Annotated in this window: 14 protein-coding genes and 1 pseudogene; 6 read left to right on the top strand and 9 right to left on the bottom strand. The window is 42.1% G+C overall.

What is annotated here, in order from left to right; all coding sequences use genetic code 11:
* Positions 1 to 54: 54 nt before the first annotated feature.
* Positions 55 to 1374, bottom strand: coding sequence for a hybrid sensor histidine kinase/response regulator (locus JWG45_RS04045; protein ID WP_205278505.1), 1320 nt, complete (start codon positions 1372 to 1374; stop codon positions 55 to 57).
* 168 nt (positions 1375 to 1542) lie between these two features.
* Between JWG45_RS04045 and JWG45_RS04050 the strand changes: the two are divergent.
* Both JWG45_RS04050 and JWG45_RS04055 read left to right on the top strand, forming a co-directional pair.
* Positions 1543 to 2254: pseudogene (locus JWG45_RS04050) on the top strand (PAS domain-containing protein).
* A 206-nt stretch (positions 2255 to 2460) separates the two neighbouring features.
* Positions 2461 to 4725, top strand: a complete 2265-nt coding sequence (locus tag JWG45_RS04055; protein WP_205278507.1) for a PAS domain-containing protein — start codon at positions 2461 to 2463, stop codon at positions 4723 to 4725.
* 21 nt (positions 4726 to 4746) lie between these two features.
* Here JWG45_RS04055 and msrA read toward each other — a convergent pair whose 3' ends face one another.
* Positions 4747 to 5340 carry a peptide-methionine (S)-S-oxide reductase MsrA gene (gene msrA / locus JWG45_RS04060; RefSeq protein WP_205278508.1) on the bottom strand — a complete coding sequence of 198 codons (594 nt, stop codon included), beginning with the start codon at positions 5338 to 5340 and terminating at the stop codon, positions 4747 to 4749.
* Between the two features lie 147 nt (positions 5341 to 5487).
* Between msrA and JWG45_RS04065 the strand changes: the two genes are divergently transcribed.
* Positions 5488 to 6744, top strand: a complete 1257-nt coding sequence (locus JWG45_RS04065) for an NAD(P)-binding protein (protein ID WP_205278509.1) — start codon at positions 5488 to 5490, stop codon at positions 6742 to 6744.
* A 459-nt stretch (positions 6745 to 7203) separates the two neighbouring features.
* Here the strand turns inward: JWG45_RS04065 and JWG45_RS04070 are convergent, their stop codons facing one another.
* The gene (locus JWG45_RS04070; RefSeq protein WP_205278510.1) at positions 7204 to 8046 is read right to left on the bottom strand and encodes a class I SAM-dependent methyltransferase; all 843 of its coding nucleotides are present in this window, start codon (positions 8044 to 8046) and stop codon (positions 7204 to 7206) included.
* Positions 8047 to 8322: 276 nt separating this feature from the next.
* On the opposite strand from JWG45_RS04070, the gene JWG45_RS04075 reads away from it, so the two are divergent.
* Positions 8323 to 8895, top strand: coding sequence for a hypothetical protein (locus JWG45_RS04075; protein ID WP_205278511.1), 573 nt, complete (start codon positions 8323 to 8325; stop codon positions 8893 to 8895).
* Positions 8896 to 9057: 162 nt separating this feature from the next.
* A complete protein-coding gene (locus JWG45_RS04080) occupies positions 9058 to 9588 on the top strand; it encodes an SET domain-containing protein (protein ID WP_205278512.1) in 531 nt (176 codons plus the stop codon).
* A 25-nt stretch (positions 9589 to 9613) separates the two neighbouring features.
* On the opposite strand, the gene JWG45_RS04085 is transcribed toward JWG45_RS04080, so the two are convergent.
* Both JWG45_RS04085 and JWG45_RS04090 read right to left on the bottom strand, forming a co-directional pair.
* Positions 9614 to 10213 carry a DUF2179 domain-containing protein gene (locus JWG45_RS04085; RefSeq protein ID WP_205278513.1) on the bottom strand — a complete coding sequence of 200 codons (600 nt, stop codon included), beginning with the start codon at positions 10211 to 10213 and terminating at the stop codon, positions 9614 to 9616.
* A gap of 197 nt (positions 10214 to 10410) precedes the next feature.
* Positions 10411 to 10605, bottom strand: a complete 195-nt coding sequence (locus JWG45_RS04090; protein WP_205278514.1) for a hypothetical protein — start codon at positions 10603 to 10605, stop codon at positions 10411 to 10413.
* Positions 10606 to 11185: 580 nt separating this feature from the next.
* Between JWG45_RS04090 and JWG45_RS04095 the strand changes: the two genes are divergently transcribed.
* The gene (locus JWG45_RS04095) at positions 11186 to 12376 is read left to right on the top strand and encodes a serine hydrolase domain-containing protein (RefSeq protein ID WP_205278515.1); all 1191 of its coding nucleotides are present in this window, start codon (positions 11186 to 11188) and stop codon (positions 12374 to 12376) included.
* Positions 12377 to 12608: 232 nt separating this feature from the next.
* Here JWG45_RS04095 and crcB read toward each other — a convergent pair whose 3' ends face one another.
* From crcB to JWG45_RS04115, 4 genes are all read right to left on the bottom strand, one after another.
* Complete coding sequence (gene crcB / locus JWG45_RS04100; protein WP_205278516.1) at positions 12609 to 12992, bottom strand: fluoride efflux transporter CrcB; 384 nt, start codon at positions 12990 to 12992, stop codon at positions 12609 to 12611.
* 13 nt (positions 12993 to 13005) lie between these two features.
* Positions 13006 to 13431 (bottom strand): hypothetical protein, encoded by a 426-nt coding sequence (locus tag JWG45_RS04105; protein ID WP_232380520.1) that lies wholly within the window; start codon positions 13429 to 13431, stop codon positions 13006 to 13008.
* 261 nt (positions 13432 to 13692) lie between these two features.
* Positions 13693 to 14796: a peptide chain release factor 2 gene (prfB, locus tag JWG45_RS04110; protein WP_205277097.1), complete on the bottom strand. Its 1104-nt coding sequence runs from the start codon at positions 14794 to 14796 to the stop codon at positions 13693 to 13695.
* 53 nt (positions 14797 to 14849) lie between these two features.
* The gene (locus JWG45_RS04115) at positions 14850 to 15695 is read right to left on the bottom strand and encodes a hypothetical protein (protein ID WP_205278517.1); all 846 of its coding nucleotides are present in this window, start codon (positions 15693 to 15695) and stop codon (positions 14850 to 14852) included.
* Positions 15696 to 15698 lie beyond the last annotated feature (3 nt).

A 15698-nucleotide genomic window follows, 5' to 3' on the forward strand; every position in this document is an offset into this window, starting at 1 on the left:
GGGATTGTTGATCGGCTTCGGTTTTTGACGTCGACCTCGTCTGAAATAGCAAAACTAATATTTCAGAGGAAGGGACAAGGACGCCAAAACCGTTTCGACCGGAAATTCGGAAACTGAATGATCTAAAATATTAGATATTTGGAATGTTCCTGAATGTTTTCGAGCCACATAATCTACGATCGTCAAACCGAGTCCGGAAAAAAATGTTTCCATAGGCAGGCTTTCGTAAACAAAACCGGTCAGCCGATAAAAAGGCTGTTTTACTAAGATTTCCTTATCCCTTGGTACTCCGGGAATCGACTTTGGATCGAATTCATTTTTGATAGATAGGTTTAACATTCCGTTTTGGATTTTATCATAGATCAGGATTTTCGAATTCTTACGGGAATACTTGACGGCGTTTACGATCAATTCTTCCAAAATCAACTGAATCGAATCCTTATCTACTTCGATTTGTAATGTGTTGGATTGTAAGGATTTATGAAATGAAATTTCCAAAGATTTTTGCGTTAAAAGGTCTTCCATCTTTCCATTGGCGTTTTCAACGGTGAGATGGATCAGGTCGAATAGATCGGAAATGTTCGCCGTATTTTTTTTATTTGCAATGTCTCGATTGAGAATGTCCATACTCTTTTCCAAACATTTAAGAGTATCGTGAACGGTTTGATTGTTTTGAAAGAGAAGATCCGCAATATCTTTCGGCAATACGCAGGTCTCCCCATCGAACGTAGCCGAAGTCTCCAGAATTTCGATCAGACTTACGATGGCTCCGAAACCTCCTCCGCTTAAAAAAGTTTGCTTAATGTTGTTCAAAGTTACTTTGCTGATATCCACCGTTTTTTCAAGATCGGACATCCAGGATTGTTTGTATAAGATCCAATCCAATTGGGCGCGAAGTCTCGTTTCGGTTTCCTCCTGAAGCGCTTTTTCCACGGCTTTCTTTTGAGTATATTCGACGATTCGTTTCATACAATGTCCGAAAATCCGTATGTCAACGGGTTTGATCAAATAATCGAGAACACCCAGTTTCATTACTTCAATGATGGTATTCGGTTGGTTGTTTCCGGTTTGAACTAGAATGATCGGGTCTTCTAAAAAATTTTTAATCTCCCGGATGAAGTCTTGTCCTTTGATAAACGGGGTTTCTAGATCCACGATAAACGCTGCGTATTGATTTTTGCGGGCGGCGTCTAAGGCTTGTTTTCCATTGGCGTAACCTTCGGCCGCGATTCCTAACGTTTTACAGATTTGAAGTAATAAGACTCGAATTTCTTCCGCGTCTTCTAAGATGAGAATCGGATCCCTTAAAGCGATGGGTTGTTCGATTGAAAATTGTTTGAATTGATTTTGGCGAATATCGATTGTCTTTGTCATTTGTCTATTACCTAACTAATTAAAGTTCCTGATTTTTATCAATACCTGCACTCGGTTTCTTCCAACGGATAGAATTGACGGAGGAGAAAGATAGTTTCATACTAAGGTAGTATTTAAACTGAAATTCTCACTCTTGATAAAAGCTAACCCCAATGCTACTCAAGGGATATGGAGGGAATATATGTCAATCGTGGAAAATCAGAATCAAATAAAGAGCGAAGATTTGTCATCGATCTTAACTTCTTATTTTTATCAATATCCGCACGCGATGTTTATCACGGATAGAGAAGGAAAGATAGAATTTATCAATCCCGTTTTTGAAAGTTTATCCGGGTATAAACGAAACGAATTGATCGGCAAGAATCCGAGATTCTTTCAATCTGGAAATCACGATTCTGAATTTTATGAAAATTTCTGGAAAACGATTTTATCCGGTAAGGAATACGAAGGAAGTTTTCTTAACAAGAACGGATCCGGTGAGACCATCTCTTGGAAGGAAAGAATTACTCCGCTCCGAGATGAAAAGGGAGATATATCCAATTTTCTCTGTAGAGTAGATCTGCCTCACGATATACCGACATTCTCTATCGGGGGTCAGACTTCCGATTCCGGAGCGTCTCCAATCAAGGTAAAAGAATCCCTTTTTCCAAAACTCCAAAAAGAATACGGTCTTACATATCAAGAGGCGAAAATCTGCGAACTCCTTGTCGCCGGACAAACAAGGGAAAGTCTGGTACAGCAGCTCGGCGTTCACTCCGGGACTTTGAAGAATCATCTCAAAGCGATTTATCGTAAGACGATTGAAAGGGATTTGGCAGAACCGGGTCAAGGAAGAGATAAACTGCAAAGACTTACCGTATTTTTGATTCGTCTTTGTTAAATTTCGAATTTTTGCGGATCGCCTTTTCGCATTAGAATACAACGTTCTTCTAAAATCCCTGAAGAACGTTTCCTTTCTTTTTTTAACCCGTCTCATTACTTTAGGGCGTGGACAAATTTCAAAATTTATCGTATGACTTAAATTCATACTTTCCGAATTTGCCTTTCGTCTCACCTATTAACAATCTCAGTACGCGTAATATTTCAGTGAAGGAAAAATTAGATCTTAAGTCGACAGCATTCTCTTTTTTGGAGAATAGCTCGATGCTCGTTTGTTTTGCGTCCGGAAAGGGCGAAATCCTTTACTTGAATCGATCCGGATTGAGTATGTTGGGTATTTCCGAGGAAGAAGCCTTAAAAAAAACGATCTTCGAACTCCATCCGAAAGAACATCGGGAAAGAATTCTTTCCGAAGCGATTCCATGCGCTTTTGAAAACGAGCAATGGAGCGGAGATATTTTTCTTTCGTCGCCTAACAGTAGTATACTGGTCCGAGAAACGATCCGCATTCAAAAGGACGAGGAAGGGGAAATCGAATCCATCGTTTTGACGGCGGAGGACGTTCTTAAATCGCAATCCAATTCTAAAAGTTATACATCCGGCGAAATCCTTTATTCCACGCTGTTATCTGCGGTGGAAGAGGGGATTCTATTTGTGGACAGCACGGGTACGATTTTGAGGACGAATCGAAGTCTCGAAAAGATGCTCGGACTAAAAACGGAATCCATCATAGGTCATTCTTATCACAGTTCGATTTGGAAGACGGTTTATCCGGACGGAAACGTCACTCACATGGAAGAATCTCCGATACACTACACTTTGAGCACAGGATTGCCAGTTCGAAGGGAAGTGTTGGGTTTTGTAAAATCGGACGAGAACGTTCTCTGGGCTCACGTCACTACGGTTCCGCTTTTCGATCCGGAGGAGGATCGTATGATGGGAGTTGTGGTCACGATTTCCGATATTACAAAGGAAAAAGAAAGCGAGGATAGGTTAAAACAACTGTCTATGGTCGCTTCCCAAACTGGGGACGCCGTTTTGATCACTGATCTGGAGGCAAAGATTCTTTTTGTCAACCCGGCTTTTGAAACGGTTACCGGATATCGTTCCGAAGAAGCGATCGGTCGGTTTCCTTCTTTGCTTAAATCCGGAATTCATTCACCGAAGTTCTATCAAGAAATGTGGGACGTTATTTCAACGGGAGATACTTTTAGAACCACGATCACCAATCGGAAAAAGGACGGAACTTTGTTCCATTGTGAACAGACGATCAGTCCGTTACGCGACACAAAAGGTAGGATTCTTTATTATGTATCACTTTTGAGGGACGTAACCGAGAAGATGGAATCCTTTGAAAGACTGAGGTTGAGCGAAGAGAACTATCGTGTTCTTTTTGAAAACTCGATCGAGGGGATTTTTTCCAGTTCTTTTGACGGAAAATTGATACAAGTAAATCCGGCTATGAGCAAGATCACCGGATATTCTAAAGAAGAATTGTTGAGTTTGGATTTGGAAAGGGATCTGTATTTTCACTCGGATCAAAGATCATTTTTTCTGAATATGATTCTTCAGGATTCTAAAATTGAAGGAGAGGTGGTACAATTCAAGAAAAAAGACGGATCCAAAATTTACGTCGAAATTTTCGGGGTGGCAAATTTCGATTCCGCGGGAAATTTAAAACAAATCGATGGAAGAATTATCGACATCACTCCCAAAATCTTAGCCGAAGAGGAACGGAGCTTTTACGAAAAAAAACTGAGACAATCTCAGAAGTTGGAAGCGCTCGGTACTTTGATCGCGAGCGTCGCTCATGAAATCAACAATCCCCTTATGTGTATTTTAGGATATTCCCAGATTCTAACTTTGGAAATGAAGGACTCGGCTCATCTGAAATTTGCCGGAATCATAACGGAAGAAGCAAAACGACTTTCTTCGGTTGTGACCAATCTTCTGGATTTTTCCCGAAAGGAATCCGAAAGTTTTCAAAAATCGGATATAACTCGAGTTGTTGAGTCTGCGATTTCTCTTTTGGAAAACGTATTCGAAAAAAACTATATCCTTTTGGAAACGGAGTTTCAACTCGATTTGCCGTTCGTTGAAATGAGAGAACAATTGATTCGACAGGTTCTGATCAACCTTTTGATCAATTCGAAAGACGCCCTGAACTTAAAGTTTCCCGAAAGGAATTTAAATAAGAAAATTATAATACGATTGGAAACCTGCGTTTTGGAATCGATCCCTTATATCAAGTTGATGATCGAAGATTCCGGACAGGGAATTCCTCCCGAAATCCTAAAACAGATCTACGATCCTTTTTTTACGACCAAAAGAGAACAAGGCGGAACGGGACTCGGTATTCCGATCAGTCAGGGAATCATCAAAGAACACAATGGATTCTTTACGATACATTCGGTTTACAAACGTTATACGATCTGCACGATTCTTTTACCCTTAACTCAGGAAGAAAAATAAGAGCGGTTACGGATTTGATTCTTATTTTTTACCCCAGAGTTTTTCCAGATACGACTCTCTTCCCGATCCTTTTCGATAGGATTTATAGTGATCCGGATTGGTCTTATAATAATTTTGATGATAGGCTTCGGCGGGATAAAAGGAAGTAAACTGAAGAATTTCGACTACGATCGGAGCTGAAAATTTTCCGGACTTCTCTAATTCTTTTTTGGATTCTTCCGCGGCTTTCTTTTGCGCTTCGTTGTGAAAAAAAATTCCGGTCCTGTATTGACTACCTCGATCGGCGAACTGACCTCCGTTATCCGTGGGATTGATCTGTCTCCAAAAAATTCGTAGAAGTTCCGAGTAACGAATTTTAGAAGGATCGTATTTGATCTGAACGGATTCTCTGTGACCGGTTCTTCCGTAACCTACGTCTTCGTACGTCGGATTGATTTCCTTTCCTCCCGCATAACCGGAAGTAACGGAGATCACTCCGGGTAAGGATTCGAACGGACCTTCCATACACCAGAAACAACCGCCGGCGAAAGTGGCCTTTTCGGTTTTTGAAACCGCACCGAGCGGAGAAAGAAACATTCCGAGAAAGAAAACGATAAAAGCCTTGGAGTAGTACATTCTACCCTCCTTAAGAACGGAGTTCGTTACTTCGACCGATCGGTTACGAAATCGGAACCGAAAGTATCCCGTTTTTTTGTTTTTCATTTCGAAAGAAAAAAAATTCCTATGTTTTCTTTTCCGGATTCTAATTCTAAGAGTTACAATATGAAAATTGCAATCTTAGGAAGTGGAATCGCGGGACTCAGCGCTTGTTGGTATTTGAGTAAGGAACACGAAGTTGTTCTTATGGAACGTCATTCACTTCCTGGAATGGATGCGCACGGAACGGATGTCGCACTTAAGGATCGTATTTTTCGATTCGACGTTCCTTTCAGAGCCTTCAAACAAAACTATTATCCTTGTCTAATAGAGATGTATCAAGAAGCGGGAATCGAATTCAGACCCGTGGATTATTCTTTTTCGTTGAGCGAAAGAGACGGAACCACTTACTTTCAATTTGCGACCTTCGGACTCGGGGGAAATTTTTATCCCTTCGTTTCCCCCGTATGTTTTAAAACGGGAGAATCCAGAAGAATTTTCGGAGATACGATTCGATTTTACAGAGAGTCCGCGGAACAATGGGCGACTCTGAAAGGAGAACAACTTACGATTTCGGGGTTCCTTCAAAGATTCGGTTATTCGAAAGAATTCGAAGACAAGTATTTAGTTCCTATGTTTGCGACGATCAACACTTGCACTCTCAAGAGCGCTAAAAATTATCCGGCAGAGGCGGTGATCAGTTATCACGCGCAGGGTCTGAAGTTTCTCCGATTTTTAACTGCGAGCCACGGAACCAGGGACATCACAACTCGTCTTTCTGTGGGAGCAAAGGAAGTTCGTTTGAAGTCGAATCCAAGAAAGATCGAACTCAACGGTAAGAAAGTTTTTGTGAACTTCGAGGACGGAAGAGAAGAATTCGATCGTGTCGTAGTCGCAACTCCCGCCAACCAAGCGATCGGGCTTCTTCCTGATGAGATGAACCGCGAAAAACAACTTCTTTCCTCTTTTCGTTACGAAGAATCCGAGATTCTTATGCACACGGATTCTTCTTTTATGCCCAATAAAAAAAGTCACTGGGCTCCTCTTTGTTTTACTCTTTCACCCGAAACCGACAAACCGTCTGCGACGATCCGACTCAACAAGGTTCTTCCCGAGATCGGAAAAGAGGAAATCTTTCAGACTTGGAATCCGTTGGAGGAACCGAAGGCGGGAAAGTTGATCTCTCGTTCTCGTTTTGAAAGACCGGTGATCGATCTCAAAAATCAAAAAACCATCGAAGAACTCAAAAGCCTTCAGGAACAATCCGGAAGAAAGGTCTGGTTCTGCGGTTCCTATGCAAGATATGGAATCCCCCTTTTAGAAGCGGGGGTTTCCACTTCCTTGGACGTAACGCGTTGGGTCAACGAGTCGATGCGTTCTTAATTCGGATTTTTTTTATTCAAAGAAGACGCTGAGAAAGAAGGGGATTTTGTCGGAGTTCCTAAAACGGAGAACAAGGTTTTGTGTTCGGGAAGAATGGGATTTTTTGATAAGGCATAATCTCCCGAGGTTTTTCCCGAAAGCCAACATCTGGCCCAGGTTGCCTGGCTCTTAAAAAAATCCGTCGTAGTTACGACGCTCTTCCGTAAAAATCGCGCGCCCCGCCCTGAACTTGGGTGGAGGGGTGCGGTGGCGGGAAAAAATCCGGAAATTCTCCTCTATCACAAAATTCTAATCTTGCAAGCACAAACCTCCGTGTAGGAACTCCTATAAAACCCTTGTCTCGGGAAAACTCTCGTTATATTTCCCCTCAATTTTGGGGGTAAGGTTATGCAAGTTCAGGGTGGGGCGCGCGACTTTCGCGGTGGGCCATCGGAGTTCCGACAGACTTTTTTTCAGACTTCAATTCATCGGCTTTTCCGCCGAGTAGAGGACGAATTGGAAGTATCGTTTCATTCTTTCTCCCCCTAAGAATTTTCCGAAGCTTCCATACTTCGCCGCTATCTTTTCGGGGATTTCCTTCTGGTCTTTTTTTGTTTTTTCTTTTAAGAATTTTGCAAATCCGCCAAAAACGTTCTCTTCTAAAAATTCAAATTTTTCGGTTTTAAAGCCGGTTCTTTCGAGAATTTGAAAAAGAGAATTCGGAGTCACTCGGTTACGAAGCGGAATTCCGCTGAGCTTGCAGACGAAACTTCGAAACCAAGAATCTAAAATTCCAAAACTTCCATCCCTCAAAATCAACTCCGCAGAAACCAAACGTCCTTTCGGCTTGAGAACACGAAACGCCTCCTCGCAAAATCGGACTCGATCCGGAAAAAAGTAAGCACTGTCGAGACACAAAATTCGATCAAAACTTTCTTCTGGAAAAGAAGAGATCGTCTCCTCCAAAGGGGCGCAGATCAACTTCGGCAAAACTTCCTTCCTTTCTTGGAACAGATTTTCTGCGAATTCGACCTGAACAGAAGAAGGATTGATTCCTGTAAGATGAGAAAATGGAAGTGAGAATTCCTCCTTCCAGACAAAGAACTGGTCTCCGCAACCGAACCCGAGATCCAAAACTTCCTGCTCCGGTCTTAAGTCGGCCTTCTTTCCTAAAAGCAAAGCTAACGTCCTGCAAGCGGTCGGGTAGTCGTCCGTGTCTTTCCAAAAACCGAAATTCGCCCAAGAAGAATTCTTAGGATTGAGATGGAGATGGGTCAGAGTGTCCGGGGCTTCTTCGAGTCCGGAGCGTTTTGTGGAGGACATCTTAGAAAATTCTTCCCTGATAAAAATGTTTCATAGAATAGCTCCAATTGGCGATTTGAGACACTATAGAAAACGAGGTCTTTGTGGACCGAAAAAGAAAGATAATGAATTTAGATTTCATTTGATAAAATGCTATACATATATTTAGTCCATCCGATATGTATTTTAGAACTTCGTCCTTTACCGGAGTTCGTTTTAAATTCTGTACAACTTTCGATTCTTCTTTTTTAAATCTCCAGAAAGAAGAATCCGGAGTTTGCAACTCTTGAGAGAACCATGTTGTTACTAACGCTTTTAGATCCGACCCAAGCAAGAAGCAATTTGTTGTTTCGCTGGAAAAAGAAACTCAATCGTAAAAAGGTCTATCCGGTTCTCATCTTTCCGGATGGTTCTTTGAGTTTGGAAAGGCTTCACGGACTCGCAAAAATCGCATCCAAGCAAAAGTTTTTTTCCTCCAGTCCCGTTTTCTTTTATGCGGAATCCGTCTTGAAGGCCGGATCTTTTCTTCTTTCGGATAATATTCCTAAGGGAGAAAAAATTCTTCCGATCTTTGTGGACTTCGGTTCTCTTTCCAAGGATAGAGAGGGGCGGGACTTCGAGGAACAGATTTTACTTCTTCAGGAGAAGATCGGAGTTCGTTTCTCTGCGGTTTGTTTTTTCGAAACCGGGAAAACACAAGCCGGACTGGAAAGATCGGGCAACAGAAACTGGCTCTTTCACAAGTCCTCACTCGTTTTGGAGCTTTCAGGTTCCAACTTCAAAATTCTTAGGAAGGATTTACCCGAAGAAGAAGGTGAGACCTATCTGGAACCGTGGATCCCTTCGGGTTTGCTTGAGAATCGTTCTTAAGAAATTTATTTACTACTTGGAAGAGAGTCGTATCGGACTTGGAGCCGAGAGAGGAACTTGCATTAAATATTACTCGATTTTAGTATTTTAATTGAAGTTTTTTTTATCCCATTCTTGATAGATAAAAATTTTGCCTTAGGCAATAACGCAGGGATCTTCTGCATGATCGAGAAACGAATCAACAAATTCGGGGAGAACGGAACCTTCGCGACGAAGACCATCCCCAAAGGAACTCTGCTGTTCAGTTACAGCGAGTGGATCGAGGATGAAGAGTTCGGATGGAAAGTTCTGACGGTTGAAGAAGCCGAGTCTCTTCCCGATTCCGAGAAGGACATCTTCATGAAATATGGATACGATGTGGATTTTGGAATCGTCACCGGACCAACCAGCGGTGAATACGTCATCAACCATTCCAACTTCATGAATCATTCTTGTGATCCCAATATGTGGTATGACGAGGACGACAACATCGTCGCTAAGAGGGAAATTCTCGCCGGAGAAGAACTTACGATTGATTACGCAAATTTCGTAGTGAACTTCGACCAGACCTTTGAGTGCGGTTGTGGATCTGCCAATTGCAGAAAATTCATCCGAAAAGACGATTGGAAACTACTGATCAACGAATATCAGATGCACTTTCCAAAATTCATCCAAAAAGAAATCAAAAAGCTCTACGTCAAAATTCCAGTTTAGATAGAAAGACTTAAAACGAAAAATCCTACTTTCTGACTTTCAAGATTCTTTCCAGGAGCCCTTTGCTGAGAAGTCCTGGAGAATCTTCCGAAACCGCTGTGTTGGTGCTCCTTGCGTTTTCTATCGAATAGAAAACGTCGGGCTCCACTTCTTTTACGATCACCATCGCTTGGCGGATCTTCTTTCTTTTTAAAACGGTAAAGACGATCTTTACCGGTCCTCTGCTTCCTTGTCCGTCCATCGTAGTGACCCGATAACCCGCTTCCGAAAGTTTGGCCGCGATCGCTCCCCCGTTTTTAGGAGAGATGATCCGAAGAAGAGAAAAGCCGATCGCTAACTTTTCTTCCAAGATCATTCCAATAAAAGTTCCTGTGGCGAAACCTCCTGCATAAGCGAGATAACAGAACGCGTTATTGAGATTTTTGATAACTTGTGTAATGACGATCACCCAGAGAAGGACTTCTAAAAATCCTAGAGAAGCGGCGATCGCTTTTTTTTCCCGGGTGAGAAGAATGACCCGGATCGTTCCGATCGAAACGTCTGTGACCCTGGACAAAAAGATAAAACACGGAAGAAGAACGTAATCAAAGACCGGATTACCGGGAGAAGGAAAGCTCAGTTCCATACAAGACAAGGATTGTTCGGTAAATCCAAAACGTCGAGGAGAAATACACGATCCGAAAAGAGCGTTTGGAAAAGACGTAAGATTTCTTTTTTCTCTCGGAGACTTGAAGTTCGATTTAGGCAAAATTTTTTCCATAAGAATTTTATACAGGATGAGCAAGATTTGTTTTGAACAATTCAAACACTCGATGATATTTATTAAAGATAGAAGTTGATAAACGACTTGTGGAATACTTCGAATTCGGAACCGAATTTAAAAAGAAATCGAGGTTTTGTTGAAGTGACTTTTGCAAAAAAGAATGGAAATTGATTTCCATTCTTAAATTTGAATTCAAGATTTCCTTCCGTAACTCGATACGCGATTTCCGTGTTTCTTTTTTCTCTAATCGCCATTCAAGTGAAACTTCCAATGCCAGGAAAAAAGATATTTCTTCTTTGTTTTTTATTACTTTGTAGACGACTGCTCGGAGATTTATCTTTGGAAAGAAAAGCCGGGTTTATGGAACGGGAAAGATAACTTGCTAAAATAATCCGGCTCCGTAAAAGGAACGGGTTGTAACGTTATTTTAGAACCCGTTGTCGAAGTTCCTACGAACTCGGAATGGAGAAAATAGAATGGAAAGAGGAGATTCGATTTCTGATCTAAGCGATTTTCTTATATGAATCGACGAAAGGTCAACTCGGGTCTCCCGTAGAGGAGGCTTAAGCACTCTTCCCTCAGCACTCGACAAAATTTAGGAGAAAAAACTTTTTTGTTCCTGATCGAAATCCTCTGAAAAGGAATCGTGTAGAAAGAAGACGGAGGTGGATTCTTATAAAGAAATCCTTTCGAGGTCGTTCTATCCGATCAAAAACGGAAATCAAATTTCGCTTGAGAAAACCAGATTCAAAGAAACAATTCCGGGATCAAATCTCGAAATCGAAAGTCCAAGAGTAGGGTCTTAATTTCAAAAAAGGAAATCGAATTCTTCTTATGTTTATCTTTTTAAAAAGGTCTCTTTCCACATTCGTTCTCGTTCTTTTTTTAAGCGCCGAATGTAAGGGGTCGCCGACGGTTCGAGATTCGGCAAACGTTTGTTCGCAACCGAAGGCGGATTTTTTTTGGCAAACTTCGAACGCGAAAGAGTCCGGCTTTGACTCGGAAAAACTCTGCAACTTACTCCAAGAATCCATCTCTGAAAAAAACGGCTATCATTCATTTTTGATCGAACGTCACGGAAAACTCGTCATCGAGATCTATCACGATGGAGACGATAAACCTCTGAGCCTTCGATACGGCCTCCGTCTTCCTTTTGACGGCAAATCCACTTTCGACTTACAGACGTTACACGACGTTCGATCTGTAAGCAAAAGTGTCGTCTCTCTTCTTTTCGGGATTGCGGTAGAAAAGGGATTGATAGAAGGAATCGATTCTTCCGTACTTTCTTCGTTTCCGGAACTCGGGATTTCGAAAACGGATCCGCGGCAAAAAATAACTTGGAAACATCTTCTTTCCATGAGCAGCGGTTTGGATTGGGAAGAATGGAGATCCGGTTTTTTCTTTAGCGATGAAACCCGTCTGTATTGGAAAAAAAATCTCGTCGAGTTTGTTTTTGATCGTCGAGTTTCCGAAGTTCCGGGTACAAAATTCAATTACAACGGAGGTGGGACTTCGATACTTGCCGAAATTCTAATGAAGAAAACCGGTAAGTCCCTCGGAGAATTAGCGGGAGAATGGCTCTTTCATCCGATCGGGATCAAAGAGTTTGAATGGGTGGAGGATCGGCATAAACGCGCGCTCGCCTTCGGTGGTTTACGTCTGAGACCGAGAGATATGTTGAAGCTTGGAAGATTGATTCTGAACGAAGGAGTTTGGGATAAGAGGCAGATCGTTCCGAAGCAATGGATCCAAGATTCTTTAGAATCTCGGATCGATACGAACGTAACTCTATTTCGAAACGACGGAAGTTCCTTAAAATATGGTTTTCAGTGGTGGATTGGCGAGACTCGTCTTGCAAATCGAAACGTAACTTGGAAAGCCGCGCTTGGAAACGGAGGACAATTGATCTACGTGATTCCCGATTTGGATATGACCGTTGTGACGACTGCGGGGAAATACGGTTCTCCAAAGGTGATCTTCGAAATAGGAAATCTTTTGGACAAGATCATCGCTTCAACAAATTGATGAGCGAAGTTCCGTTCTATACTTTCGATCTTGTAGGAGTTCCGACTTCTTCCGTGAAACTCTCGCGGCCCCCACCCTAATTGGGTGGTGGAGGTGGGCCTTGTGGGAAAATTCCGGAAAATTCTCCATATCACAAAAACATTCTTCTTACAATCAGATTTCCTTTTCAAAATTTTGTAGGAACTCCTACAAGTCGCCTAAAAAAGCCTTGAAAAAAAGCAGGGAGACTTCCTCAAAACCACTTTACGATCCAAACACCTGCGAGTGCGAACCCGATCCCACCTAACACGCTTAGACCAATATATGCAAAAAATAGAATATAGTTACCCGTTCTCAACATCTGAAGGCTTTCAAAAGAAAACGTAGAAAACGTGGTAAATCCCCCGCAAAGACCGGACGCGATGAAAAATCTCCATTCCGGATTAATTTCCGGAAGTTTTTCCGAGATTGCGTAGATAACTCCTAACACGAGTGAACCCAAAAAGTTGGCAACCAAGGTTCCCAACGGTAATTTGAAACCGAGTATTGTTCCGAACCAATATTGTAAAAGATAACGTAAGACGCTTCCTATGGCGCCGCCGATTCCGATTAAAACAAGGGTTCTTTCCAAGTTCATTGTTCTTAACTTTTTAGGATGAGACGTTAGGCGCGCTATCTTCCTTTTTTCGTTCCGTAAAATATCGATAGATCTGGTAGATTCCCACTCCTAAGGTCACGATGGAGTCGTCTACGGGCCCTGGAAGAAGATTGGGTGCGATCCAATAGATGAGAATGATGATTATCGGCCAAAAAATTCTGAGGGTTTCGATAGGTTTTGAGTCTTTGATCGAAAACCAAATTCCGATCAGCAAGGAAAGAATTGTGGCAACGATAATCCCTCCAAAAAGAAGAATGTGTTTTCCCGCAAGAATCATCCAATCCTCGACGGACGCCGCCTTTCCATAATCATCTTTTAAAAGAAAAATTGTAATTCCGATAGAAGTGAAGAGGGTTACAAAAGGAGTTAACATTCCCCAGAGGCAACCGTATTTGATTTTTTTGGTAAAAAAAGACATATTCAACTCTCCTAATGTATTGGATCGTAGACTCGTTCTCGAAGCTCTTTGAACTCAAGTGTGATCGAGATCTACGGGCAGAGACCGGTCTTCACAATGCTCGCCGAACTCAGCGGCACTGTTTTCTATGAGCGCTTGCGGTAGGGATCAGAGCGACGCGGAACGCGGTCACGAAGTGACCGGAGCGTAAGCGAAGTCGCGTCAGAGCCCGGTCCTGCGCAAATTCAGTAAGAAGTTTTCGCAGGAACCGCCCCGAGGATCTTATAAAGTTTTCAGATATGCAAGGATAAAAGGTTCTATTTCTCCGTCCATTACGGCGGCTACGTTTCCGGTTTCGTGATCCGTTCTATGATCTTTTACAAGATTGTAAGGATGGAACACATAACTTCGAATTTGCGAACCCCAGGAAATATCTTTTTTCTCTCCCGATTTTTTTTCCAATTCTTCTTTTGCCTTTTCTTGTTCCATCTCATAGAGTCTTGCTTTCAACATCTTAAAAGCAGTGTCTCTGTTTTTGATCTGAGATCTTTCGTTCTGACAAGCGACTACGATTCCGGAAGGCATGTGAGTGATTCGAACAGCAGAGTCGGTCGTGTTGACGTGCTGACCGCCCGCGCCGGAAGAACGATAAACGTCCACTCGAATGTCTTTCTCTTCAATCTTGATATCGATGTCGTCGTCTATCTCGGGACTTACGTGAACGGAAACAAAAGACGTATGTCTTCTCTTGTTTGCATCGAAAGGAGAAATTCTTACCAATCGATGAACTCCGTTTTCTCCTTTTAAAAATCCGAAGGCCCAGTCTCCAACCACGTGTATCGTCGCGTTTTTGATTCCAGCGCCGTCTCCGGCTTGTATGTCGACTAAAGAATATTGATATCCTTTTTTTTCAAAGAATCTCATATACATTCTCAGAAGCATCTCGGCCCAATCCTGGCTTTCGGTTCCACCCGCTCCGGGATGGATATTGATGAAGGCAGATTTGATGTCTTCAGGATTTTTAAGCGCGCCTAACAATTCGAGCTCTTCGAATTTTTCCTGGAGTCTTTGATACTCGGAGGATAGCTCGCTTACGCCGTTTTCCCCTTTTTCGTCCAAAGTCATGTCCACTAAATCAGGAAAATCTAATATATCTTGTTGAATCGAAAACCAAGGCGTAAGCTTTTTTTCGAGTTCGTTTTTTTTCTGGCTTACGATTCTGGCTTCCTCGGGATTATTCCAGAGGTCGGGATCTTCCGCTTTCTCGCTAAGAGACTTGAGTCGGTCTTTGTCCTGTTCCAAATTTAAGAGTTTCCAACGATTCTGGAAATTCTCCTGTAATTCTTTGGAAACTCTTTTGAGTTCTTTTGCTGATTTTACTTCCATATTATTTGCTTTTTATCGATTTGATATTTTCCAAACGTTAAGCGCGTTTGAATTTATTGAAAAAGAAAATCTTCTTTGTTCTCTCTTTCTTGTTCCCAGGAAAAAACGGTATCACGCAACTGGGGAGTGTTGCCTTCCACCGTCGCCACCAAAATGAATTCTTCTTTTTTTCGGAATTCTTCCGGATTCTTCTTTAGAATGAGTTTGCCGGATCGAATCAGATCCAAGACGTGAAGTAAGAATGGATCTTTTTCCGTTCTTGAAAGTTCTTTCATCGCAGTATAAAAAGGAGTGATCCCTTTATGAAACCAATCCACGATTTCATTTTTACCGGAAGGCCAGAGTTGAGAAAGTTGAATCGTCTCTTCCCTCAAAAGCGATTTGCCTTGAAACGGTTTTTGAAGATGTCTGCACTGAAAATAAAGTTCGTGATTGATTTCTCTCGGAAAAGTTTTTCCATAACCCGAACCGATCCATTCGATCCAGGCCTTTTTTTCCTTTGCGGGCAGGGAAGGGATTAGAGCAAACAGATAATTCTGATTTTTGAATATTCGAGAAGTGGAAAGATGATCCAACACTTCGTAAGGGATCATGTATTGACCTTTCTGCCATTCTAAAACCAGAGGCACTTTTTCTATATCCAGATATTCTACCGGAGTTTCGGCCCTTACAACGTCTCCGAATTGCGTGAGAATGTAGATAAACGAAAGGAGCTCTTGTCGATTCATCTTTCGAATCAGAGCATCCGGATCTAGATTTCTATGAAGAGCGTGCCTGAGTAAGTTGTATTGTTCGACGGGGAATTGTCCCGGAGACAATATGATCCCAAGAAATTTTTCCATCTTCTTGAGGCTATGTCGATCCACGAGATCCAGGTTTCCAGAAATCAAAAATGGCATAGG

Origin of the sequence: Leptospira ainlahdjerensis (assembly GCF_016919175.1) — a bacterium.
Classification (GTDB): Bacteria; Spirochaetota; Leptospiria; order Leptospirales; family Leptospiraceae; genus Leptospira; species Leptospira ainlahdjerensis.

What these genes read in the sequence shown, in the direction of transcription:
- JWG45_RS04045 (WP_205278505.1), bottom strand. Translation starts at nt 1,374, where the DNA reads ATGACAAAGACAATCGATATTCGCCAAAATCAATTCAAACAATTTTCA.
- msrA (WP_205278508.1), bottom strand. Translation starts at nt 5,340, where the DNA reads ATGTACTACTCCAAGGCTTTTATCGTTTTCTTTCTCGGAATGTTTCTT.
- JWG45_RS04065 (WP_205278509.1), top strand. Translation starts at nt 5,488, where the DNA reads ATGAAAATTGCAATCTTAGGAAGTGGAATCGCGGGACTCAGCGCTTGT.
- JWG45_RS04070 (WP_205278510.1), bottom strand. Translation starts at nt 8,046, where the DNA reads ATGTCCTCCACAAAACGCTCCGGACTCGAAGAAGCCCCGGACACTCTG.
- JWG45_RS04075 (WP_205278511.1), top strand. Translation starts at nt 8,323, where the DNA reads ATGTTGTTACTAACGCTTTTAGATCCGACCCAAGCAAGAAGCAATTTG.
- JWG45_RS04080 (WP_205278512.1), top strand. Translation starts at nt 9,058, where the DNA reads ATGATCGAGAAACGAATCAACAAATTCGGGGAGAACGGAACCTTCGCG.
- JWG45_RS04085 (WP_205278513.1), bottom strand. Translation starts at nt 10,213, where the DNA reads ATGGAACTGAGCTTTCCTTCTCCCGGTAATCCGGTCTTTGATTACGTT.
- JWG45_RS04090 (WP_205278514.1), bottom strand. Translation starts at nt 10,605, where the DNA reads ATGGCGATTAGAGAAAAAAGAAACACGGAAATCGCGTATCGAGTTACG.
- JWG45_RS04095 (WP_205278515.1), top strand. Translation starts at nt 11,186, where the DNA reads ATGTTTATCTTTTTAAAAAGGTCTCTTTCCACATTCGTTCTCGTTCTT.
- crcB (WP_205278516.1), bottom strand. Translation starts at nt 12,992, where the DNA reads ATGAACTTGGAAAGAACCCTTGTTTTAATCGGAATCGGCGGCGCCATA.
- JWG45_RS04105 (WP_232380520.1), bottom strand. Translation starts at nt 13,431, where the DNA reads ATGTCTTTTTTTACCAAAAAAATCAAATACGGTTGCCTCTGGGGAATG.
- prfB (WP_205277097.1), bottom strand. Translation starts at nt 14,796, where the DNA reads ATGGAAGTAAAATCAGCAAAAGAACTCAAAAGAGTTTCCAAAGAATTA.
- JWG45_RS04115 (WP_205278517.1), bottom strand. Translation starts at nt 15,695, where the DNA reads ATGCCATTTTTGATTTCTGGAAACCTGGATCTCGTGGATCGACATAGC.